The organism is Pseudomonas sp. RP-B7, from assembly GCF_059803535.1.
In genome coordinates this window covers 88,582-109,832 of the sequence record NZ_JAPFHC010000015.1, presented here as the reverse complement: position 1 = coordinate 109,832, position 21,251 = coordinate 88,582, and the positions used below count along the sequence as shown (strand labels likewise).

At 62.3% G+C, this 21,251-nt stretch carries 24 protein-coding genes; 5 read left to right on the top strand and 19 right to left on the bottom strand.

The window, feature by feature from the left end:
* Positions 1-78: 78 nt before the first annotated feature.
* Positions 79-1,239, top strand: a complete 1,161-nt coding sequence (locus tag OPU96_RS15920; protein WP_305391860.1) for an AAA family ATPase — start codon at positions 79-81, stop codon at positions 1,237-1,239.
* A gap of 134 nt (positions 1,240-1,373) precedes the next feature.
* On the opposite strand, the gene OPU96_RS15915 is transcribed toward OPU96_RS15920, so the two are convergent.
* The 11 genes from OPU96_RS15915 to OPU96_RS15865 form a co-directional block, all read right to left on the bottom strand.
* Positions 1,374-2,228, bottom strand: coding sequence for a transporter substrate-binding domain-containing protein (locus tag OPU96_RS15915; protein ID WP_305391859.1), 855 nt, complete (start codon positions 2,226-2,228; stop codon positions 1,374-1,376).
* Positions 2,225-3,001 (bottom strand): amino acid ABC transporter ATP-binding protein, encoded by a 777-nt coding sequence (locus OPU96_RS15910; protein WP_192298497.1) that lies wholly within the window; start codon positions 2,999-3,001, stop codon positions 2,225-2,227. The genes OPU96_RS15915 and OPU96_RS15910 overlap by 4 nt, the downstream gene beginning before the upstream one ends.
* Positions 2,998-3,657, bottom strand: coding sequence for an amino acid ABC transporter permease (locus OPU96_RS15905; RefSeq protein WP_498559333.1), 660 nt, complete (start codon positions 3,655-3,657; stop codon positions 2,998-3,000). Before OPU96_RS15905 ends, OPU96_RS15910 begins: the two co-directional genes overlap by 4 nt.
* The gene (locus OPU96_RS15900) at positions 3,638-4,303 is read right to left on the bottom strand and encodes an amino acid ABC transporter permease (RefSeq protein WP_065941074.1); all 666 of its coding nucleotides are present in this window, start codon (positions 4,301-4,303) and stop codon (positions 3,638-3,640) included. Before OPU96_RS15900 ends, OPU96_RS15905 begins: the two co-directional genes overlap by 20 nt.
* A 286-nt stretch (positions 4,304-4,589) precedes the next feature.
* The gene (locus OPU96_RS15895; protein WP_192298499.1) at positions 4,590-5,372 is read right to left on the bottom strand and encodes a MetQ/NlpA family ABC transporter substrate-binding protein; all 783 of its coding nucleotides are present in this window, start codon (positions 5,370-5,372) and stop codon (positions 4,590-4,592) included.
* Positions 5,373-5,516: 144 nt separating this feature from the next.
* Positions 5,517-6,437: a sigma 54-interacting transcriptional regulator gene (locus OPU96_RS15890; protein ID WP_192298500.1), complete on the bottom strand. Its 921-nt coding sequence runs from the start codon at positions 6,435-6,437 to the stop codon at positions 5,517-5,519.
* Positions 6,438-6,486: 49 nt separating this feature from the next.
* On the bottom strand, positions 6,487-7,068 hold the full coding sequence (locus tag OPU96_RS15885) for an alpha/beta hydrolase (RefSeq protein WP_192298501.1): 582 nt from the start codon (positions 7,066-7,068) through the stop codon (positions 6,487-6,489).
* 316 nt (positions 7,069-7,384) lie between these two features.
* Entirely contained in the window at positions 7,385-7,786 is a 402-nt protein-coding gene (locus tag OPU96_RS15880; RefSeq protein ID WP_124526239.1) for an ExbD/TolR family protein, read from the bottom strand.
* A gap of 1 nt (position 7,787) precedes the next feature.
* Positions 7,788-8,510 (bottom strand): MotA/TolQ/ExbB proton channel family protein, encoded by a 723-nt coding sequence (locus OPU96_RS15875; RefSeq protein ID WP_192298605.1) that lies wholly within the window; start codon positions 8,508-8,510, stop codon positions 7,788-7,790.
* A 51-nt stretch (positions 8,511-8,561) separates the two neighbouring features.
* Positions 8,562-9,374: an energy transducer TonB gene (locus OPU96_RS15870; protein WP_192298502.1), complete on the bottom strand. Its 813-nt coding sequence runs from the start codon at positions 9,372-9,374 to the stop codon at positions 8,562-8,564.
* Positions 9,375-9,614: 240 nt separating this feature from the next.
* Positions 9,615-10,466 carry a LysR family transcriptional regulator gene (locus tag OPU96_RS15865; RefSeq protein WP_498559332.1) on the bottom strand — a complete coding sequence of 284 codons (852 nt, stop codon included), beginning with the start codon at positions 10,464-10,466 and terminating at the stop codon, positions 9,615-9,617.
* Positions 10,467-10,574: 108 nt separating this feature from the next.
* On the opposite strand from OPU96_RS15865, the gene OPU96_RS15860 reads away from it, so the two are divergent.
* Together OPU96_RS15860 and OPU96_RS15855 are read left to right on the top strand one after the other, a co-directional pair.
* A complete protein-coding gene (locus OPU96_RS15860; RefSeq protein WP_498559331.1) occupies positions 10,575-11,744 on the top strand; it encodes a CynX/NimT family MFS transporter in 1,170 nt (389 codons plus the stop codon).
* Between the two features lie 98 nt (positions 11,745-11,842).
* The gene (locus OPU96_RS15855) at positions 11,843-12,778 is read left to right on the top strand and encodes a LysR family transcriptional regulator (RefSeq protein ID WP_226456689.1); all 936 of its coding nucleotides are present in this window, start codon (positions 11,843-11,845) and stop codon (positions 12,776-12,778) included.
* On the opposite strand, the gene OPU96_RS15850 is transcribed toward OPU96_RS15855, so the two are convergent.
* Positions 12,669-13,763 (bottom strand): fatty acid desaturase, encoded by a 1,095-nt coding sequence (locus OPU96_RS15850; protein WP_226456688.1) that lies wholly within the window; start codon positions 13,761-13,763, stop codon positions 12,669-12,671. The genes OPU96_RS15855 and OPU96_RS15850 overlap by 110 nt on opposite strands.
* 100 nt (positions 13,764-13,863) lie before the next feature.
* On the opposite strand from OPU96_RS15850, the gene OPU96_RS15845 reads away from it, so the two are divergent.
* Positions 13,864-14,868 carry an AraC family transcriptional regulator gene (locus OPU96_RS15845; protein ID WP_498559330.1) on the top strand — a complete coding sequence of 335 codons (1,005 nt, stop codon included), beginning with the start codon at positions 13,864-13,866 and terminating at the stop codon, positions 14,866-14,868.
* 123 nt (positions 14,869-14,991) lie between these two features.
* Here OPU96_RS15845 and OPU96_RS15840 read toward each other — a convergent pair whose 3' ends face one another.
* Positions 14,992-15,357, bottom strand: a complete 366-nt coding sequence (locus tag OPU96_RS15840; RefSeq protein WP_305391854.1) for a response regulator transcription factor — start codon at positions 15,355-15,357, stop codon at positions 14,992-14,994.
* Between the two features lie 38 nt (positions 15,358-15,395).
* Entirely contained in the window at positions 15,396-16,082 is a 687-nt protein-coding gene (locus tag OPU96_RS15835) for a Crp/Fnr family transcriptional regulator (protein WP_226456684.1), read from the bottom strand.
* Between the two features lie 83 nt (positions 16,083-16,165).
* Here OPU96_RS15835 and OPU96_RS15830 point away from each other — a divergent pair, with 83 nt between their 5' ends.
* Positions 16,166-16,693 (top strand): Mpo1 family 2-hydroxy fatty acid dioxygenase, encoded by a 528-nt coding sequence (locus OPU96_RS15830; RefSeq protein ID WP_226456683.1) that lies wholly within the window; start codon positions 16,166-16,168, stop codon positions 16,691-16,693.
* A 127-nt stretch (positions 16,694-16,820) separates the two neighbouring features.
* Here OPU96_RS15830 and OPU96_RS15825 read toward each other — a convergent pair whose 3' ends face one another.
* The 5 genes from OPU96_RS15825 to oscA form a co-directional block, all read right to left on the bottom strand.
* On the bottom strand, positions 16,821-17,801 hold the full coding sequence (locus OPU96_RS15825) for a sulfate/molybdate ABC transporter ATP-binding protein (protein ID WP_463985073.1): 981 nt from the start codon (positions 17,799-17,801) through the stop codon (positions 16,821-16,823).
* Between the two features lie 3 nt (positions 17,802-17,804).
* Positions 17,805-18,677, bottom strand: coding sequence for a sulfate ABC transporter permease subunit CysW (cysW, locus tag OPU96_RS15820; protein WP_226456682.1), 873 nt, complete (start codon positions 18,675-18,677; stop codon positions 17,805-17,807).
* Positions 18,678-18,690: 13 nt separating this feature from the next.
* Positions 18,691-19,509: a sulfate ABC transporter permease subunit CysT gene (cysT, locus tag OPU96_RS15815; RefSeq protein ID WP_192298513.1), complete on the bottom strand. Its 819-nt coding sequence runs from the start codon at positions 19,507-19,509 to the stop codon at positions 18,691-18,693.
* Between the two features lie 198 nt (positions 19,510-19,707).
* The gene (locus OPU96_RS15810; protein WP_226456681.1) at positions 19,708-20,718 is read right to left on the bottom strand and encodes a sulfate ABC transporter substrate-binding protein; all 1,011 of its coding nucleotides are present in this window, start codon (positions 20,716-20,718) and stop codon (positions 19,708-19,710) included.
* 74 nt (positions 20,719-20,792) lie between these two features.
* Complete coding sequence (oscA, locus tag OPU96_RS15805; protein WP_003170956.1) at positions 20,793-20,975, bottom strand: sulfur starvation response protein OscA; 183 nt, start codon at positions 20,973-20,975, stop codon at positions 20,793-20,795.
* Between the last annotated feature and the right edge of the window lie 276 nt (positions 20,976-21,251).

Genomic DNA, 21,251 nt, shown 5'->3' with positions numbered 1-21,251 from the left:
CTGTGAGCTTAGTTGAGGGTTCCTAAACTGCATGCAGGCTCCCATACTCCAGCGGTTCCCCCCATTGATTGAAGACCCATGCTCAAGACCCTCGCGGTGGCCAATTACCGCTCGATCAATAAATTGGTGGTGCCCCTGGACCGCTTGAATCTGATCACCGGCCCCAATGGCTCCGGCAAGTCCAACTTGTACCGCGCCCTGCGCCTGCTGGCCGAAACCGCCCAAGGCGGGGTAATCAATGCACTGGCCCGTGAGGGCGGGCTGGATTCGACCTTCTGGGCCGGGCCGGAGACTATCACCCGACGCATGCGCAACGGCGAGGCGCCAATAGAGCCCACCGTGCGCCATAAGGTCAAACGCCTGCGCCTGGGATTTGCCGCCGAAGATTTCAGCTACGCGATCTCCCTGGGCCTGCCGGAACTGACCCAGTCCTATTTTTCCATGGACCCTGAAGTAAAAAAGGAATGCATCTGGGCCGGCCACGTCTACCGCCCGGCCAGCCTGCTGGTGCAACGTTCCGGGCCAATGGTGCGTGCCCGCGACGGCCGCGCCTGGGATGTAGTGGCCCAACACACGCCGAATTACCACAGCCTGTTCGATCAGGTCGGCAGCCTGCGCGGCTCGCCGGAAGTGCTGTTGCTGCGCGAAAGCATTCGCGGTTGGCGCTTTTATGATCACTTTCGCAGCGACGTGGACGCGCCGGTGCGCCAACCGCAACTAGGGACGCGCACGCCGGTGCTGCACCATGACGGGCGCGACTTGGCGGCGGCGTTGCAGACCATCCGCGAAATCGGCGACCCCGAGGCGTTACAGAACGCGGTCAGCGATGCGTTTCCCGGCGCACGCCTGAACATCCAGCCGTTACAGGGCGGGCGTTTTGCAATTGAGTTTTATCAAGAGGGCTTATTGCGGCCGTTGTCGGCGGCGGAGTTGTCCGACGGCACCTTGCGTTATCTGCTGCTGATTGCTGCACTGCTGACGCCACGGCCACCGACCATGATGGTGCTGAACGAGCCGGAAACCAGCTTGCACCCGGATCTGTTGCCGGCGTTGGCGCGCTTGATTATCCAGGCGTCGCGCCAGTGCCAGGTGTGGGTGGTGTCCCATGCCAGCCGGTTGATTGCGGCGTTGCAGCAGGATGAGGGGTGCAATTCGATTGTGCTGGAGAAGGTGTTGGGGGAGACCCAGATTGTGGGGCAGGGGATTCTGGATGCGCCGGCTTGGCATTGGCCGGAGTAAGTTGTGACTGGGAGGGCCTCTTCGCGAGCAAGCCCGCTCCCACATTTGACCGAGTTCTTCCTTTGGAATGCGGGAAAATGTGGGAGCGGGCTTGCTCGCGAAAGCGGTAGTTCAGTCACCACAAAAGCAAAGGATCAACCCTGCCACTTGCCCCCTTCAACAATCACGCTCTCAGGCTTGGTGTCATCGCTCAGCTCTTTACGCACATATTGGTCATACAGCTTGAGCAGGAACTTCTCCTCACCCAACTTCGCCAACTCGGCATTCACCCAGTCACGCAGCTCAACGTTGCCCTTCTTCACCGCCGGCGCAATCGGCGCTTCATCGCCGAGCTTCTCTTCCAGCACGCGGTAACCCGGGTTCTGCTTGGCCCAGCTGAACAGCACCAGGTTGTCTTGCGCATAAGCGTCACCACGACCCGCCGACAACGCTTGCAGCGACTCGGAGTTTTTCTCGAACTTGAGCAGTTTCCAGTCCGGGTGGTTCTTGGTCAGCCAGATGTCGGCGGTGGTGCCGGTGGTCACGATGGTGGTGCGGGTCGCCAGGTCATCCAGGCTTTTCACCGCGCTGTCGTTGGGCACCAGGGCCTGCACCGCGACTTTCAGGTTGGGGTTGGTGAAGTCCACCGCCTCCTTGCGCTCCGGCGTCACGGTCATGTTGGCGAGGATCAGGTCGACCTTGTCGCTTTGCAGGAACGGAATGCGGCTGGCCGGCTCGACCGCGACGAATTCCACCTTGTTTTCATCGCCCAGCAGATCCTTGGCGAATTGGCGGCCGATGTCGGTATCGAAGCCAACGTAGCGTCCGGCTTCGTTGACGAAGCCGAACGGCGGCTTGTCGGTGAACACGCCGACGATCAGCTTGTCGCGCGCCTTGATCTTGTCGATGTAGCTCGCGGCAGCGGCGACGGGTTTGGCCGGCTCTTCGGCCTTTTTATCGCAGCCGGCCAGTACGGCGACGGCCAACAGTGGCAGCAGTAGTTTTTTCATAGCAGCTCCAGTTCCTTGGTTTTCTTGGGCAGTGTTGAGACAAAGGAGAACTTCTCCAGGAACTGCTGCGCGCGTGCGGTTTGCGGGTTCGTAAAGAATTCTTCGGGGGTGTTGTGTTCGAGGATGCGCCCGGCCTCCATAAACACCACGCGGTCGGCGACGGCGCGGGCGAAGGCCATTTCGTGGGTGACGATCAGCAGGGTCATGCCATCGCGGGCCAGGCCCTGGATCACTTCCAGCACTTCCTTGACCATTTCCGGGTCGAGGGCAGCGGTGACTTCGTCAAACAGCATGACTTGCGGGTTCATGCACAACGAACGGACGATGGCGATGCGTTGCTGCTGGCCGCCGGAGAGCTGGCGCGGGAAGGCGTCGCGCTTGTCGGCCAGGCCGACGCGTTCGAGGAGTTTTTCGGCTTGCTCGCGCGCTTCGCGGGGGTCACGTTTTTGCACTTTCAGCGGGCCGAGCAGGATGTTGTCGAGCACGCTCATGTGCGGAAACAGGTGGTAACTCTGGAACACCATGCCGATGTCCTGGCGCACCTGGCGCCAGTCGGTGCTTGTGTCCAACAGCTCGTTGCCGGCAAAACGCAGGCTACCGCTGTGGGCCACTTCCAGCCCGTTCAGGCAGCGCAGCAAGGTGCTTTTGCCGCAGCCGCTGGGGCCGAGGATCACCACGACTTCGCCGCTGCGCACACGCAAGTCGATGCCCTTGAGCACCTGCGTTTCGCCGAAGAATTTGTTGAAACCCTGAAACTCGATCAATGCGCTCATGCTTGGGCCCAGCGCCGTTCCAGCACCTTGGAGGCGGCCGACAACGGGTAGCAGATAAAGAAGAAAAACAGAAACAGCACGCCGTAAATCAACACGGATTCGTAGGTGCGTTCGATGATTTGCTGACCGACCTTGATCACGTCCACCACGCCGATCAGCACCGCCAGGGAACTGGTCTTGATGATGCGCGTGTAGACGTTGATGGTCGGCGGCGTCATGCGCTTGAGCGCCTGGGGCAGCAGCACATAGCCGTACAGCTGCGGGCCTGACAGGCCAATCGACAAGCCCGCCTCTCGCTGGCCACGGGGCAGCGAATGCAACGCGCCGCGCACCACTTCGCCGACTTCACTGGCCCCCCACAGCGACAGCACCAGCACCGCACACCAGAAGCTCGGAATGCTCAGGCCGAAGAAAATCGGCAGGCCGAAAAACAGCAGGTACAGCCACACCAGCACCGGGATCGCGCGAAACAGCTCCAGGTACACCCGCAACGCCGCGTTGAGCAGACGCTTGTTCAAGCTGCGCAACACGCCATACACCACGCCGCCGACGGTGCTGAAGGCGATGCTCAAGAAGGAAATCGACAGGGTTTGCGCAGCGCCCTTGCCCAGTTGCGGCAACGACACCCACAGCAACTCAAGACCCGAACTGGCCATGCTGGAGCCTCCTTTCCAGGCGGCTGAGCAGCAGCGACAGCGGCAAGAACAGCAACACGCAGATCAGCGTCAGCACGGCGAGCATCTCGTAGGTCTTGTAGTAGAGCGCGATGTAGCTCTTGGTGGTGTAGAGAATCTCTGGCACCGCCACGGCGGACACCACGGTGGTCTCCTTGAGCAGGAAGATGAAATTGGCGAACAGCGCCGGCAGGCTGAGAATGCCGGCCTGGGGCAGGATCACGTGGCGCAGCAGTTGCCAGTCGGACAGGCCGATGGACTTGCCCGACTCGATCTGCGCCAGCGGCACCGCTTCCACCCCGGCACGCAGTACTTCGGTGAGGTAGGCGCCGCCGAGGAACGTCATGGTGATGATCGCCGCCCAGAACCCGGAGATATTCAAGCCCAGGGCCGGCAGCGCGAAGTAGACGAAAAACAGTTGGATCAGCAGCGGCGTGTTGCGCGCCAGCTCCACGTACAGCGCCACCAGGCGCGACAGGTACGGCGTGCGGAACACCAGCAGCGCAGCGTTGATCAGCGCCACCAGCAGCGAGGTGGCAATGGCGATCAGGCCGACTTGCAGCGTCACCCCGACGGCGTTGAGAAACGCCGGCAGGGTGCTGAGGATAAACGCGAAATCGAAGGTCATCGGAAGTCCAAAACGCCACAGGGGTAATGCGGCGTGCGCGGTTCGAGCCGGCGTGGGTAACGCCGGGTAGCGCAGACTTTAAAGGTATAAAAAAGAAATTTTAAATACCCAAATAGCATATTCATATCACGCAAAAAGCTAACCCTTGCAAACCTACACAAATCCCCTGTGGGAGCTGGCTTGCCTGCTCCCACAGCTTTGATTGCATTCCAAATTTCAGGCAATAAAAAACGCCGACGCTGTAGGAGCCGTCGGCGTTGAAACCTTGAAGGGGTTTTGGGCTACATCAGAACGCAGGCACTACCGCGCCGTTGTACTTTTTCTCGATGAAAGCTTTGACTTCCGGGCTGGTCAGGGCCTTGGAGAGCTTCTGGATCGCGTCGCTGTCCTTGTTGTCCGGGCGAGCCACCAGGAAGTTCACGTACGGCGACTTGGCGTCTTCGATGATCAGCGCGTCCTTGGCCGGGTTCAGACCCGCTTCCAGGGCGTAGTTGGTGTTGATCAGGTCCAGGTCAACCTGGTCCAGCACGCGTGGCAGCAGGGCCGATTCCAGCTCCTTGAATTTCAGGTGCTTGGGGTTGTCCTTGATGTCTTTTGGCGTGGACAAGGCATTGGTCGGGTCTTTCAGGGTGATCACGCCGGCTTTCTGCAGCAGCAACAGGGCGCGGCCGCTGTTGGAGCCTTCGTTCGGGATGGCCACGGTGGCGCCATCTTTGAGCTCGGAAATGTTTTTGATCTTTTTCGAATAACCGCCGAAGGGTTCAACGTGCACACCAACCACGGTGACCAGGTTGGTGCCCTTGCCCTTGTTGAAGTTTTCCAGGTACGGCAGGGTCTGGAAGTAGTTGGCGTCCAGGCGCTTCTCGGCGACCTGTACGTTGGGTTGTACGTAGTCAGTGAAGACTTTGATTTCCAGGTCCACGCCTTCTTTGGCCAGGGTTGGCTTGACCAGTTCGAGGATCTCGGCGTGCGGGATCGGGGTGGCAGCAACCACCAGCTTCTCGTTGGCCTGGGCGAAGCTTGCAGTCAGGGCAGCCGTCAGTGCGGTAAACAACAGAACCTTTTTCATGCAGTGTCCTTAATTCCGGGGCGTCGGTGACGGCCGCTTGTTATGTGGTGTGCCAGCGATGTGCTATCGCGGCGTGAAGCGGACAATACCTAGATTTTTTATTCCCGAACAATATCTTTTATTCACGTTGATATTCCATTTTGTTCATGTAGCTGCTTTTTGAGATAGAAAGTTGCGCAAGCTTTCCCGTTCAGCGGCGCTGGCGTTATTGAAAATCCGCTGCACCTGCTCAAGGGGCGATCCGGCCACGGGCAGATTCAAATGCTCGGGCAAGATCTCGTCGCCACTGCTTACCAGCAAGGCAAAGTGAATGACGTTTTCCAGCTCGCGGGTATTGCCCGGCCAACTGTGTTGTTCCAGCACCTGCTGGGCCGCATCGCTGATCAGCGGCACCGGCAGGTCCAGGCGCTGACTGTAGATGCCGAGAAAATATTCGGCCAGGGACAGGATGTCGCCAACCCGCTCGCGCAGTGCTGGCAACTCCAGCTGGCCTTCGCTCAGGTAATGGAACAGGCGCTCATTGAACTTGCCCGCCGCCACGGCCTGGGCCAGGTCGATGCTGGTGGCGGCCACCAGGCGCACATCCACCGGGCTTGGCTGATGGGCGCCGACGCGGGTGACTTCGTGGTTTTCCAGGGCGGCGAGCAATTTGACCTGGATCGGCAGCGGCAAGTCGCCGATCTCGTCCAGATACAAGGTGCCGCCGTTGGCCGATCCGAACCAGCCGGCCCGGCTGCTGGCCGCGCCGCTGTGGGCACCGGCGGCGTAGCCGAACAGCTCGGCGTCGGCGTAGGTCGGGCTGATCGCACCGCAGTTGACCGACACAAACAAGCCGCCGCGATCGCTGCCACGGTGGATATGCCGCGCCAGCAACTCTTTACCGCTGCCGGTCTCGCCGCGAATCAACACGGGCAAGGCGCGGGGCGCGAGGCTTTCGAGGTCTTCGCGCAACTGGCGCGAGCGTGGGTCGACAAACACCAGCGCCTTGGCGCGGATGCTCAACGGGCTTTTATCGGCGTCGGGAAAGGTCAGCAATGGCTGGCCGTAGGTTTCATGCAGACTCATGGCAGGCTCCCGCCCCAGATCCACTCAGGGACGGGGCGTTGAAAAGTGTTCAGGCACTGCGCCGGGCGTGGTGCTCGAGGCGGCTTTGCAGACGATAGAGGTAGGCGAAGCCCTGTTCCCAGCGCTGGTGGCCGGACTTCACGTTGATATGCCCGGCGCCCGCGAGGATGCCGGCTTCGGCGCCCCAGTGACGCGCCAGCTCCAGGGCCCGCGGGGCGCTGACAGCGGCGTCGTTGTCGGAGCTGACCACTTGGCTCGGAAACGGCAGCAGGTCAGTGGGAATCGGCGCGAAATTACGCAAGGCAGGCGAGCAGGCAGGCCGTTCGACATCGGCCGGGGCCACCAGCAAGGCACCGCGCACCTGGCGCAAGAACTGCACCGGGGCAGTCGCAGCCCAATGCGCCACGGTGATGCACCCCAGGCTATGGGCGATCAGGATCACCGGCGTGCTGTCGGCGGCGATGGCCTCGGCCAGCGCGGCCACCCAGTCTTCACGGCGCGGGGTCAGCCAGTCGGCCTGTTCCACGCGTGCACTGTTGGGCAGGCTGTTCTGCCAATGACTTTGCCAATGATCTTCTGGCGATCCTTGCCAGCCCGGCACGATCAGATAACGAATCGACTCGCTGTGCATGGGTGTGCCCTCCTGCAGCGTTTAACGTTGTAGGACAGTATAGGGACGAGGTTTATATTCGTTAAGGAATAAGAAGCTATTTATTAATAACCAAAAACTTAAACCCAATAAAGATCCAAATGTGGGAGCGGGCTTGCTCGCGAATGCGGTGGGTCAGCGATGAGGATGCCGACTGGCACACCGCATTCGCGAGCAAGCCCGCTCCCACAGGGGCCCTCATTCCAGGCTGGCGTTTGTGTTGCTGGTTAAATTCCAGGCAAAAAAAAGGCCGCACCCTGCCAAGGAGACGGCCAAAAACTTGTCGAGGCTTTTGCAATCAACGGGCGGTAATCACCGACAACTTGGTAATGCCCGCGCGTTCGATCGACGCCATGGCTCGCGCCACTTCGCCGTAGTTCACACCATCGTCAGCCTGCAGTTGCACCCGCACATCGGGGTCCTTGGCTTTCGCCGCCTGCAGGTTGAATTCCAGCAGGTCCGGCTGGATTTCGTCCTTGTTGATAAACACTTTACCGGCGCCGTCGATGCTCACCACCAGCGGGTCCTTCTGCTCCACCGGGGCCACGGCCTCGGTCTTGGGCAGGTTGATCGGGATCGCGTTGGTCAACAGCGGCGCGGTGACGATAAACACCACCAGCAGCACCAGCATCACGTCCACCAGCGGCGTGACGTTGATCTCGCTCAGCACCTCATCACTGTCTTGCGTGGAGAAGGCCATCTCAGGACGCCTCCTTCACTTTCTGCGGGTTGCCGGCCGCGGTTTTGTTCAGGGTCGGGTGCAGCAGCACGCGGAACGAATTTTTCTGCGCCAGGCTGTAGAAGTCGTGGGCAAAGTCGTCGAGGTCCGCAGCCGTCAGCTTGAGACGGCGCAGGAAGTAGTTGTAGACCAGCACCGCCGGTACGGCGACGGCGATACCTACACCCGTGGCCACCAGCGCGGCACCAATCGGGCCGGCCACGGTTTCGAGGCTGGCGGAACCGGCGGCACTGATGCCCTTGAGCGCTTCCATGATGCCCCACACGGTGCCGAACAGGCCGATGAACGGCGAGGTGCTGCCGATACTGGCGACCACGGCCAGGCCGGTCTCCAGGGAACGGCGCTCACGCACGATCTGTTGGCGCAGGGCGCGTTCGAGGCGGTCCTGGTGGTTGATGGCCTGGCTCAGGTCGGCAGCGTGTGGCGTCTCGCCCACCTGGATCGCGGCGTAACCGGCCTGGGCCACACGGGCTGCGGCGCCGGGTTGGGTTTCTGCCAGCTCGGCAGCTGAGTCGAGGCTCGACGCCGCCCAGAACTGTTTATGGAACTTGCGATCCTGCGCCTTGAGGCGACCGAACTGCACGCCCTTGAGCAGGGCCAGGCCCCAGGTGGCGACCGAAAAAACCACCAGCAGCCAGATCACCGCGCTTTCGATGGATTCAAGTGGAGATGCTAATGCCATGATGTCTTCCCTCTGTGCAGGTCGCGGCGTGTGCAACACACCGCAGCCGAATAGTTAGTGAATCTTGAAATCGATCGGGACGCTGACCCAGCCGTTCTGGGCGACGTCGCCCTGCTTGGCCGGTACGAAGCTCCAACGTTTCACCGCAGCCAGCGCGGCGTCGTCGAGTTGCTGGCGACCGCTGCTCTTCTGGATCTGGATCTCACCCGGCTTGCCACTGGCCAGCACCTGCACCCGCAGCAACACCGTGCCTTCCCAGCCACGGCGCTGGGCCAGTGACGGGTATTCGGGCGCCGGGTTCTTCAAATACGCGGCGTTGGCCGAAGCGGGCGTTACCGGCGCCGGTGCCGGTGGCGCAGGCGGCGCGGGCGGTGCCGGGGTCGGGGGTGCGGGCGGCGGCTCGACCGGTTTGGGGGCGGGCTCAGGCTTGGGCACCGGCTTCGGCACGGGCTTGGGTTTTGGAATCGGCTTTTTCGGCGCCGGCTTGGCGGCCAACTCATCCACCACGGGCGGCGGTGGCTCGACCACAGGCGGCGGCGGTGGTGGCGGCACAGGCGGTGGCGGTTCGACCACCGGCGGCGCCGGCTGGGAAAATTCGATGGTCATCGGCGGAATTTCCGGCGGCACGATCGGCAGCACCGGTGTCGGCTTCTGCGCCACCCAGTAGATCACCGCAGCGTGCAGGGCCAGCACCAGCAAACCCAGCAGAATGCCTTCGCGACGGCTGGAGAAACGCTTGGGGGTTTGCTGCGTGCGCAGTTGCCCCAGCGGCGCGCGATGCGGCCGGCCAAGGTCGACCAACTCACCACCCGGTGCCTGGCGCCATTGCGCCTCGTGTGCACTGGCGGCGGTCTGGACATTGCCCATGGATTCACTCCCTACGGTTTTCAAACAAAAAACCGACGGGCCTGCGTTGGAAGGCCGTCGAGGACTGAATCATCGGGGCCAGACGCTTATCTCTTAAAGTAATCTTTAAAGTTATACATAGACCGAAACTGCATAACCGAACCGGACTGAAACGCCAAACCCTCGCCGTTCGTGGCCTGGCGCCGAGGTGCGTTTTTTCAATGCTTTACAGGCATACAAAATATTCAGCAAAGGCATGACTCAACACGGGCTGTTTGCACATAAATCGAACAACTCGCTCTGTAGACACTGCCCCGCCGCCCCCAGGCCGCTGCGCGCATACAACGCCAGGCGCACGCCCTGCACCGCCGGCAGGCCGCTGTCCTCACCCAGGATCTGGTGCCCGGCCTGCACCACCCGTACCGGCAGCAAGCTGATGCCCAAGCCCGCCGCCACCGCCGCACACACACCTGCCAGGCTGGCGCTGGAATAGCCGATGCGCCAGCGCCAGCCGCCGACTTCCAGGTGTTGCAGCATCTCGTTGCGGTACAGCCCGCCCACCGGGAACGCCACCAGCGGCAGCGGCTCGCGGTCCAGGCACGGCATGCTGCGGCTGTCGACCCAGCACAATGGCTCCGGCCACGAGGCCAGGCAGTCATCGCTGTCGCCCATTTGCTTGACCAGCAGCACGTCAAACTCACCACTGCGGTATTGGCGCTGCAACTCGGGGCCAAGGCCACTGGTGACTTCCAGGCGCACCCGTGGATACGCCCCGACAAACGCCGAGAGCAGCGGCAGCAGGCGCTCGGAGGCGAAATCCTCCGGCACGCCCAGGCGCAGCACGCCGTCGCTTTGCTGGTTGATCAGCACGTCGGCGGCCTCTTCATGCAGCGCCAGGATGCGCCGCGCATAGGCCAGCAAGCGCTCACCCTCGGTGGTGGCGACCACGCGGCGCTGATCGCGGTCGAGCAACTGGCAACCGGCGAAGTCCTCCAGGCGGCGGATCTGCTGGCTTACGGTGGATTGGGTCAGGTGCAGGCGCTCGGCGGCGCGGGTGAAGTTGCCGCAGTCCACTACGGCAACAAAGCTGCGTAACAACACGGGATCGAACATGGCGCTCACCATTCAACTTGCCACTGATTGGCATGGTTATATTTAATTTCAGAATACCTGCGGCGCTGCCCATACTCACGCCTCATTTACCTGCCGCAAGGGCGCCGCATGACCCTCAATAAATCCTTCGCCGGCTGGGGCCTGCTGATCGTGTTGGGCCTCAACCTGCGGCCGATCCTCAGTTCCATCAGCCCGTTGCTCGGCGAAATCCGCCTGGCCACCGGCCTGAGTTTCCAGAGCAGCGCCCTGCTCACCAGCCTGCCGGTGATTTGCATGGGCCTGGTCGCACTGGTCGGCGTGCGCGTCGAGGCGCAACTGGGCGAGCGGCGCGGCATCGCGTTGGGCCTGATGATGATTCTGCTGGCGTGCCTGGTGCGCTGGCTGATGGGCCAGGGCGCGGCGCTGCTGGTGACGGCGTTGGTGGGGGGTGCGGGCGTGGCGCTGATCCAGGCGTTGGTGCCGGCGATGATCAAGCGCGAATTCCAGCACCGCGTGCCAGTGGCGATGGGCGTGTATTCGGCCTCGTTGATGGCCGGCGGCGGTTTGGCGGCGCTGCTCAGCCCGCTGGTGGCCACGCAGTTCGGCGCTTGGCAGGCGGGGCTCGGCGTGTGGCTGCTGCCCGCGCTGGCGGCGTTGTTGCTGTGGGCCTGTTTGCCCCTGGGCGCGGCGAAAAGCGCCAGGCACATACCGGCGTTCAAGGGCCTGCGCAACCGCCGCGCCTGGCTGCTGGCGTTGTATTTCGGCTTGGTCAATTGCGGCTACATGAGCCTGGTGGCGTGGTTGCCGGCGTTCTATCAGCAACTGGGTTGGGGCGTGCTGCCCAGCGGTTCGTTGCTGGCGTTCATGACCATCTTCCAGGTGCTCGCCGCGCTGTTGATGCCGGTGCTGGCGCAACGCGGCATCGACCGGCGGCCGTTGCTCGGCATCAGCCTGCTGGCGCAGACCATCGGCTACCTGGGGCTGATCATGGCCCCGCTGCAATTTCCCCATGTGTGGGTGGCGCTGTGCGGCTTCGGCCTGGGCGCGTGTTTTGCCCTGAGCCTGCTGCTGACCCTCGACCATCACCGCGACCCGCGCCAAGCCGGGCAACTGGCGGCCTTCGTGCAGGGCGTGGGCTTCCTGATCAACGCGGTGTCGCCGTGGATGACCGGCTGGCTGCGCGAACTCAGCGGCAATTTTGTCAGCGCCTGGGTGGTGCTGACCGTCACCGCCGTGGCAATGCTGGTGGTGACGCGAGTGTTCAGCCCGGCCACCTACCGCACGGCAGCCGCTCTATAGATATGCATTTAAGATCTAGATAAAACAAACATGCTTCATTGACGGAATAAGCGAGCCCCTTAAAATCCCGGTTTCCCCTCTTGGACGCCGGGCGCCCCATGGATCTTCGCCAACTGCGCTACTTCATCGCGCTCAACGAGCACCGCAGTTTCGTGCGTGCCGCCGACGCCATGGGCATCACGCAACCGGCGTTCAGCCGCAGCATCCAGGGCCTGGAGCAGGAGTTCGGCTGCGTGCTGGTGGACCGCGCCCACAAGGAGCTGCGCCCCACCCCCGAAGGCCAGGTGGTGCTGCAACATGCCCTGAGCCTGGTGCAAGGCGCGGCGTTGCTCAGCCACGAAGTCACGCGCATGACCAAGCTCGACGCCGGTGAAGTACGTTTTGGCAGTGATGGGGCGGCGGCGGTCAATCTGGTGCCCCAGGCCCTCGCGCGGTTTATCACCACCTACCCCAAGGTGCGCAGCGCGTTGCAGGTGGATAACTGGGAAAAACTCGGGCGTAGCCTGAGCCGCGAAGAGATCGAGTTTTTTATCGCCGATGTGCGCCACTTCGAGGCCGACCCGAACTTCCAGACCCGGGCCCTGACACCCCGGCGCAGTGTGTTTTTCTGCCGCGCCGGGCACCCGTTGCTGGCCAAGGACAGCCTGTCCACCAACGACCTGTTCGGCTACCCGCTGGCCACGCCGCTGATCGCGCCGGGCATTCGCAAACTGCTGGCCAACCTCAGCGGGCGTATCGACTTTGTGCCCGCCATCGAGCTTGAGCAGTTCTCGACACTGGCGAGCATCGTGCGCCAGTCCGATGCGATTGGCCTGGGCGCCGAAGAAGCCTTCGTCGAAGCGTTCGCCAGCGGCGCGTTGCAGGTGCTGCACTGGCGCAACCTGCCCCACGCCCTCGACAGCCTGAGCAACCGCTGCGGCGTGATCAGCCGCGCTGGGGTGCGCTTGTCGCCTGCGGCGAAGGCGTTGATCGAGACGCTGCAGGCGGTGGAAAGCCAAGCCGATTGGCCCGCGCAAACGTCCCGAAATCATTGAAGCGTACGCCCATCTGCGCCATGACCTGATGCGCGACCCTGGCGGTCAGTTGGCGGATGTAAAACGGCTCCTTGACCACAAAATGGTGGATGCCGTGGGTGCTGCCGAAGTTGAAGCAGAACGCCTGCAGCGGCCACAGCCACCACGGGTTCAGCACCTGGGTCTGCTGGATCACGTTGCCCGGCTCCACATCGCCGTAGTAGTGCATGTTGGAGCTGACAAAGTGCAGGCAAAAGGTGCGCAGCACGTTGGGGCCGATGATCACCACGGCGGCGATGTCGATCACGTGCATCATCTGCAAGGTGCCGGCCGACCACTCGATGGGCGCCCCCAGCAGGCTGGCGATGCCATTGGCCGCGTGAAAGCCGAGGAACACATACCACGCGCCCCAATGCAGCAGCGCCAGCGGTGCGTAGACCAGCAGCGCGCGCTTGAGGATGCTGAGTTTGTGCTTCCAGGTTTTGGCCCGCAGCATTCGGATAAACGCCGACATGACGTTGTCACCGACCATCAACAGCCGCGCCAGCCCCCAGGGTTCACCGTTGGTGATGGCGCGCTCCTCCATGTCGGCCTCGGTGCCGGAGACCTTGTGGTGGTTCAGATGCAGATGACGGCGGACCCACGGGTTGATCGTGCTCGGCCGCGCCAGCCAGACCAGGCCCATCATCAGGTTGTGGGGGATGCGCTGCTTGCGAAAGTACATGCTGTGGATCAGGTCGTGTTCCAGCTCGTGGGTCAGCGAGGCGAGGAACGCATTGATCAGCAGGCACGCCCACCAAGCCACGTGACCGCTGATGTAGAGCGCCGCCGAGCCGAGCATGCCGAGCAACGCAAAGGCCAGGATGCCGGCGCCCAGGGCGTCCTGATGCAGCAGCCAGGGGTGCTGCTGGCGCAGGCGCACGCCTTCGGCCAGCACTACGTCACGGATATGCGCCGCACGCTGTTGTGCGTTCATCTGTTGGGGACTTGCAGAAGTACCGTCCATGCTTCCATCCTCTGGTTATCGATGGATGCATCCTGGCCCATGCGGTCCCCCAGGGCATCAGCTCCACACGCCAACCTGTTGACCGCAAGCGCCAATCACCATGCCCGAAGCCACTTCCCTCGCCAGCTGGACCCGCGCCCTGCGCAAGCAACTCGACGCCCTCGGCCTCGACAGCGCCGCGCTGTGCATCGCGGCCGGGATCGACCCGCAGCTCATGGACGATCCCAATGCGCGCTACCCGCTGTCGGCCACCACACGCCTGTGGGCGCTGGCGGTGCAGGCCAGCGGCGACCCGGCGATCGGTTTGCGGGTGTCGCGGTTTGTCAGCCCCACCACCTTTCACGCGTTGGGCTATGCGCTGGTGGCCAGCGGCAGCCTGCGCGAGGTGTTCGAGCGCATCGTGCGGTATCACCAGGTGGTCAGCGATGCCCTGACCCTGGAGCTGAGCGGGGATGGCGAACGCTACCGTTTTCGCCTGCTGCAACCGCAGGGCAGCCCGGCGCCGGCGTTCGAAGCCATCGATGCGTTTGCGGCGATCTATGTGCGCACCTGCCGCAATCGCCTGGGGCGTGACTATGCACCGCTCGCCGTGTACTTGCGGCGCCCGCAGCCGGCTGACCCCACGCCGTGGCACACGGTGTTTCGCGCGCCGGTGTTTTTTGCCGCCGAGGAAGACCGCCTGGAATTCGCCGCCCAGGACTTCGACAGCCACCTCGACGACGCCAACCCCGAGCTGGCCGAACACAATGAAACCGTGCTCAAGCGCACCCTCGCGCAACTGCAACCGCTGACCTGGGAGCGCAGGGTGCGCCGGGTGATCGAAGCGCAACTGCCCGACGGCGAGCCGAGCGCGGAGCGGGTTGCCCAGGCGTTGCACTTGAGCCTGCGCAGTTTGCAGCGGCATCTGGCGGATGAAGGCTGTCGGTTTGATGCGCTGCTCAACGAGTGCCGGGAGAATCTGGCGTTGCTGCACTTGCGGGACCCGCAATGCTCATTGGCGGAGATCAGTCATTTGCTCGGGTTTGCCGATACCAGCAGTTTCAGCCGCGCGTTCAAGCGCTGGACGGGGGTGACGCCGGGGCAGTTCCGGGATGGGTTGCGGTAGCGGGACTTATGGGGGGGTTGAGGGCCTCATCGCGGGCAAGCCCGCTCCCACATTTGATTGCATTCCAAGGTTGGAACCCGGTCAGCTGTGGGAGCGGGCTTGCCCGCGATGGCGCCAGTACCGTCAACGCCCACGATCACGCCGTAACACGTTGCGCACCCGCGCCACCAACGCCTTGGCCGCGAACGGCTTGAGCAAGTAGTCATCCTCATGCAGTTCCAACCCGCGCAGGCGGTCTTCAATTCCACCGGGCGTGGTCAGGAACAACAGCGGCGTGTCGCCCTTCTGGCGAATCGACTGCTGCAACTTCCAGGCATTCAGCCCCGGCAGCATCACATCCAGGATCACCAGATCGTACTCGCTGCTTTCCACAAAGCGCTGGGCCGCCATGCCGTTGGCCGCGACTTCCACGCTGTAGCCCGCCTCGTTCAGGCCCTGGGCCATCTGCTGTGCCTCATCGGATTCATGTTCCACTAACAGCACGCGCATAACACACCTCGATTGATCAGGCCTGCAGGCTAACACCCTCAGGTGTGAGCCGCCTCCCGCAGGCGCTCGGCGTCGAGGATTTCGATTGCGCCGTAGCCCAGGCGCACGATGCCCCGGGCCTGCAGGTCCTTGAGCAGGGCGTTGGTGGTCTGGCGTGACAGGCTGAGCATCGCGGCGAGGTCTTCCTGGGGCAGTTGCACGCTGCGCCGTGAGGGCTCGATGTCGCCGTAGCCCGCGACCATCATCAGCAAACGATGGGCCAGGCGCACCGAGGCGGGCATCAGGCTCAGGTGTTCCAGGCCGATAAAACTCAGGCGCAGTTTCTGGCTCATCAGCAAGGCCAGGTCGCGCCAATACCGAGGGTTTTGCTCAAGAATGCCGAGCAGCGCCTGCTGCGGCACCTGCAACAGCGTGCACGGCCCGACGGCGCTGGCGTCGTGGGTACGCGGCAGGCCGTCGAACAGGCAGATTTCGCCGAACCAGAACGGCGACTCCACCAGGCTCAATACCGCCTCCTTGCCGTGTTCGTTCACCGCGCTGATGCGCAGGCTGCCGTCCAGCACCGCATACAGGCCGCAGGGCGGATCACCGCGCTTGAACAGGCATTGCCCAGCTACCAGCGAGCGCAATCGGGCGTGAGCCAGCAAGCTATGCTGAAACGCTGTAGGCAGGTGGCTGAACCAGTGACCGGCGGCGAGCCGCGCGTGCCATTGAGCTGCGTCCATGGGAACTCCAGAGATTGTCGCCCAGCTGACAGTCAGGCAACGACTGACAGAGCATGATCAAACATCCTACAGGAGGAACAAGAATGAAAAGCCTCGTCGAGCATCTTAGCCAATACGCCGCCTACCACCGCGACCCACGCAATATCGCCAGCCACTTTATCGGCATCCCGTTGATTGTCGTCGCAGTGGCCGTGCTGCTGTCACGCCCGGAATGGGCGGTGGCTGGGCTGTGGATTTCACCGGCGGTTCTTCTCGCGTTGTTCAGCGCAGTGTTTTACCTGCGCCTGGAACTGGCGCTGGGTGCACTGATGACGGTGCTGATGGGCTTGTCGGTGTGGGCCGGGCATGTGCTGGCGGCGCAGAGCACAGCGGTGTGGCTCGGCAGCGGCATCGGGATGTTTGTGGTGGGCTGGGTGATCCAGTTTGTCGGGCACTACTACGAAGGCAAAAAGCCCGCGTTTGTGGATGATGTGTCGGGGTTGATCGTCGGGCCGTTGTTTGTGGTGGCCGAGTTGGCGTTTCTGCTGGGGCTGCGCCATGACCTCAAGCAGCAGATCGAAGCACGGTCGGGCCCTGTGACGCGCCGCGATCTTGAGCCGAGAAAGGTCTAGATGTGGGAGCGGGCTTGCTCGCGAAGGCGGTGTATCAGTACCAACTGCATTGACTGACACACTGCATTCGCGAGCAAGCCCGCTCCCACAGTCTGGTCCCATTCCAGATTGGGCCGGCGGCGGGTTCTTAGGCTTTTTGCCAGACCTTGGGCTTGAAGAACAGGGTCTCGCCACGGGCCAGACCCGTGAGGCTGTCGTGGTCTTTAACCACTTCAGCTTCGATCAGTTCGCTCTGGCCTTCCACTTTCAACGTTACCCGCGTGGTCGCGCCCAGGGGGCGGATGTCGCGCACTTCGGCGGCGTGGTGGTCTTCCAGTTCATGACGCGACAGCGACACTTCATGCGGGCGGAACAACACATGATTGTCTTCGCCCAGGTGCAGACGGTTCGAATCACCGAGGAAGTGATAGACGAAATCGCTGGCCGGGTTTTCGTAGACGTCGCCCGGTGAGCCGATCTGCTCGATCACGCCCTTGTTCATCACCACGATACGGTCGGCAACTTCCATGGCCTCTTCCTGGTCGTGGGTCACGAACACCGAGGTCAGGTTGATGTCTTCGTGCAGGCGCGCCAGCCAACGGCGCAGTTCCTTGCGCACCTTGGCGTCGAGGGCGCCGAAGGGTTCGTCGAGCAGCAGCACTTTGGGCTCCACCGCCAGGGCGCGGGCCAGGGCGATACGCTGGCGCTGGCCACCGGAGAGTTGTTCCGGGTAACGATCCGACAACCAATCCAGCTGCACCATGTTCAGCAGTTCGTGGACCTTGCTGGCGATCTGGCTTTCGTTCGGGCGCTGGTTTTTCGGTTTCATGCGCAGGCCGAACGCCACGTTGTCGAACACGGTCATGTGCCGGAACAACGCGTAATGCTGGAACACGAAGCCGACGTTGCGATCACGCACGTCGTGGCCGGAGACGTCTTCACCGTGGAACACGATGCTGCCGTCATCCGGGGTTTCCAGGCCGGCGATGATGCGCAGCAAGGTAGTCTTGCCGCAGCCGGAGGGCCCGAGCAACGCCACCAGCTCGCCACTCTGGATGTCCAGATTGATGCTGTTCAGGGCCTTGAAGGCATTGAAGTTCTTGCTGACATTACGCACTTCGATCGACATGACTTATTCCTCACCGGCACTTTTGCGCAGGCGGTTGATACGGTTCTCGCTCCACTGCTTGAGCAGCAGGATAAAGAGCGCCAGGATCAGCAGCAGGCTGGCCACCGCAAACGCGGCAACGTGGTTGTATTCGTTATAGAGAATCTCGACGTGCAGCGGCAGGGTGTTGGTGACGCCGCGGATGTGGCCGGACACCACCGACACCGCGCCGAACTCGCCCATGGCCCGCGCGGTGCACAGCACCACGCCGTAGATCAGGCCCCATTTGATGTTCGGCACGGTAACGTGCCAGAACATCTGCCAGCCGTTCGCACCGAGCAGCCGCGCGGCTTCTTCTTCCTGGGTGCCCTGCTCTTGCATCAGCGGGATCAGTTCACGGGCCACGAACGGCACGGTGACGAAGATGGTCGCGAGCACAATGCCGGGCAAGGCGAACACGATCTGGATGTCATGCTCCTGCAACCACGGGCCAAAGAAGCCCTGGGCGCCGAACATCAGCACGTAGACCAGGCCCGCAATGACCGGCGACACCGAGAAAGGCAGGTCGATCAGCGTGACCAGGATGCTCTTGCCACGGAACGAGTACTTGCTCACGCACCACGCGGCGCTGACGCCAAACACCAGGTTGAGCGGCACCGAGATCAATACGGCGATCACGGTGAGTTTCAACGCCGACAGCGCGTCGGGTTCAAGGATCGCGGTGAAGAACGACCCCAGGCCGTTCTTCAGGCCCTGGGTCACCACGATCAACAGCGGCAACAGCAGGAACAGCACAAACACCAGCCAGCCGAGGCCGATCAGGATACGTCGTGACGTCGCGCTGCCACGGCGGGCGGCGTTGGCCGAAGACGCGGCGGAAATAGACGATTGGGACATGTTCCGCGCCTCCTTATGGACGTTCGATGCGCCGCTGCAACAAGTTGATCAGCAGCAGCAAGACAAAGGAAACCACCAGCATCAACACCCCGATGGAGGTGGCGCCGCGGTAGTCGTATTGGTCGAGCTTGACCATGATCAGCAGCGGCAGGATCTCGGTTTTCATCGGCATGTTGCCGGCGATGAAGATCACCGAGCCGTACTCACCGACGCCACGGGCAAACGCCAGGGCAAAGCCGGTCAGCCAGGCGGGCAGCAATGCCGGCACCAGGATGTAGCGGAACACCTGCAACGGCTTGGCGCCCAGGCAGGCGGCGGCTTCTTCGACTTCGCGGGGGATGTCGGCCAGTACCGGCTGCACCGTGCGCACCACGAACGGCAGCGTGACGAACGTCAGCGCCAGGGTGATGCCAAGGGGGGTGTAGGCGATCTTGAAGCCCAAGTCAGCGGCGAACTGGCCGACGAAGCCGTTCGGCGTGTACAGCGCGGTCAGCGCGATACCGGCGACAGCTGTGGGCAAGGCGAACGGCAGGTCGATCATCGCGTCGATGATCTTGCGGCCGGGGAAGGTGTAGCGCACCAGCACCCAGGCCAGCAGGGTGCCGATCACGCCGTTGATCAGCGCGGCGTACAACGCGGTGCTGAAGCTCAATTGCAACGCCGCCAACACGCGCGGTGCGGAGATGATGTTCCAGAACTGATCCCAGGTGAGTTGGGCGGCGTGTACAAACATCGCCGCCAGGGGGATGAGTACGATCAGGCTGAGGTACACCACGGTGTAGCCCAGCGTCAGCCCGAAGCCGGGTATGACGGGGGAGATACGACGCGACATAAGAGTCCTTGGTTAGCGGGGAAGATACCACTGTAGGAACAAGCCTTCTGTGGGGCTGGCTTTTCGGTGGAAGCTGGGCTTGCCCGCGATGCAGGCACCTCGGTGTGTCAGTCACACCTTGGTGATGCTATCGCAGGCAAGCCAGCTCCCACACAAGCCAGATCTCACAGAAAAACGGGTTACTACAGGTAGTGTTGCTTACTGCGCCGTGTAGATCTGGTCGAACACGCCACCGTCGTTAAAGAACTTCGGCTGGGCAGTTTTCCAGCCGCCGAAGTCTTTGTCGATAGTCACCAGGTCCAGTTTCGGGAACTGTTGGGCGTATTTGGCGGCGACTTTGGCATCGCGTGGGCGGTAGAAGTTTTTCGCCGCAATCTCCTGGCCAGCCGGGCTGTACAGGTGTTTCAGGTATTCGGTGGCGATCTCGGTGTTACCCTTTTTCTCGGCGTTCTTGTCGACCACGGCAACCGGTGGTTCGGCAAGGATCGACAGGGATGGTACGACGATGTCGAACTTGTCGGCGCCGCCGTCTTCCTTGAGTGCCAGGAAGGCTTCGTTTTCCCAGGCCAGCAACACGTCACCCTGACCGTTGTTGACAAAGGTGATGGTCGAACCGCGAGCGCCGGTGTCCAGCACAGGCACGTGTTTGAACAGCTCTTTCACGTATTCCTGGGCCTTGGCTTCGCTACCGCCGGTTTTAAGGCCATAGGCCCAGGCGGCGAGGAAGTTCCAGCGGGCGCCGCCGGAGGTTTTCGGGTTCGGGGTGATCACCGACACGTCTTTTTTGATCAGGTCGCCCCAATCCTTGATGCCTTTGGGGTTGCCCTTGCGCACCAGGAACACGATGGTCGAGGTATACGGGGTGCTGGCGTCCGGCAGGCGGGTCTGCCAGTTTTCCGGGAGGGTCTTGCCTAGCTTGGCGATTTCGTCGATGTCACCGGCCAGGGCCAGGGTCACGACGTCGGCACGCAGGCCGTCAATCACGGCGCGGCCTTGCTTGCCCGAACCGCCGTGGGATTGCTGGATCTTCACATTGTCGCCAGGGTGAGCCTGCTTCCAGTAGCTGGTGAACTCAGCGTTGTAGTCCTGGTACAGCTCACGGGTCGGGTCGTACGAGACGTTGAGCAACTCGTAGTCCTTGGCAACGGCGGAACCGGCAAACACGGCGCTGGCCAGGGCGGCCAGGGCATAACGGCGAATCGACGACATAGAAGCTCCTGAAAATTCTGGGTGTTGGCTTTTTCTTATAAGTGCGGGTCTAGCATGCGAATCGCCGTTGCTGCTCAGCTCGGTTTGTTACCCGGGTTCTGCAGGCGGAATTTTTCTTTGCGTTCGATCTGTACCACTTGCGCGTTGTGCACAGTGATTTCCACCGCGCCGAACCGCAGATCGCGCAACGCGCTCTGGATCTCACGCAAAATGGCTGCTTCGTCCTGGCCGTCGACGCTACGTAGAGATGCGCTCATGGTCTCGCTCCTGAAATGAATAGTGCCTCGCAGTGGCGGCACTGCTTGCGGCGTGAGAGCGATAGTAGATAAGCGCAGATATTCTTAAAAATACTATTTAAGAATGTTTATATAACCAGAAAGAATTTTCTGCTGGGACGTGGGGTTGCGCGGGACTTTCAGGCGTCGACACTGGAATCAAGCCTTGTATAGAGCCCAATGTGGGAGCGGGCTTGCCCGCGAATGCGGTCTGTCAGTGACAGATGTGTTGTCTGATCCACCGCTTTCGCGGGCAAG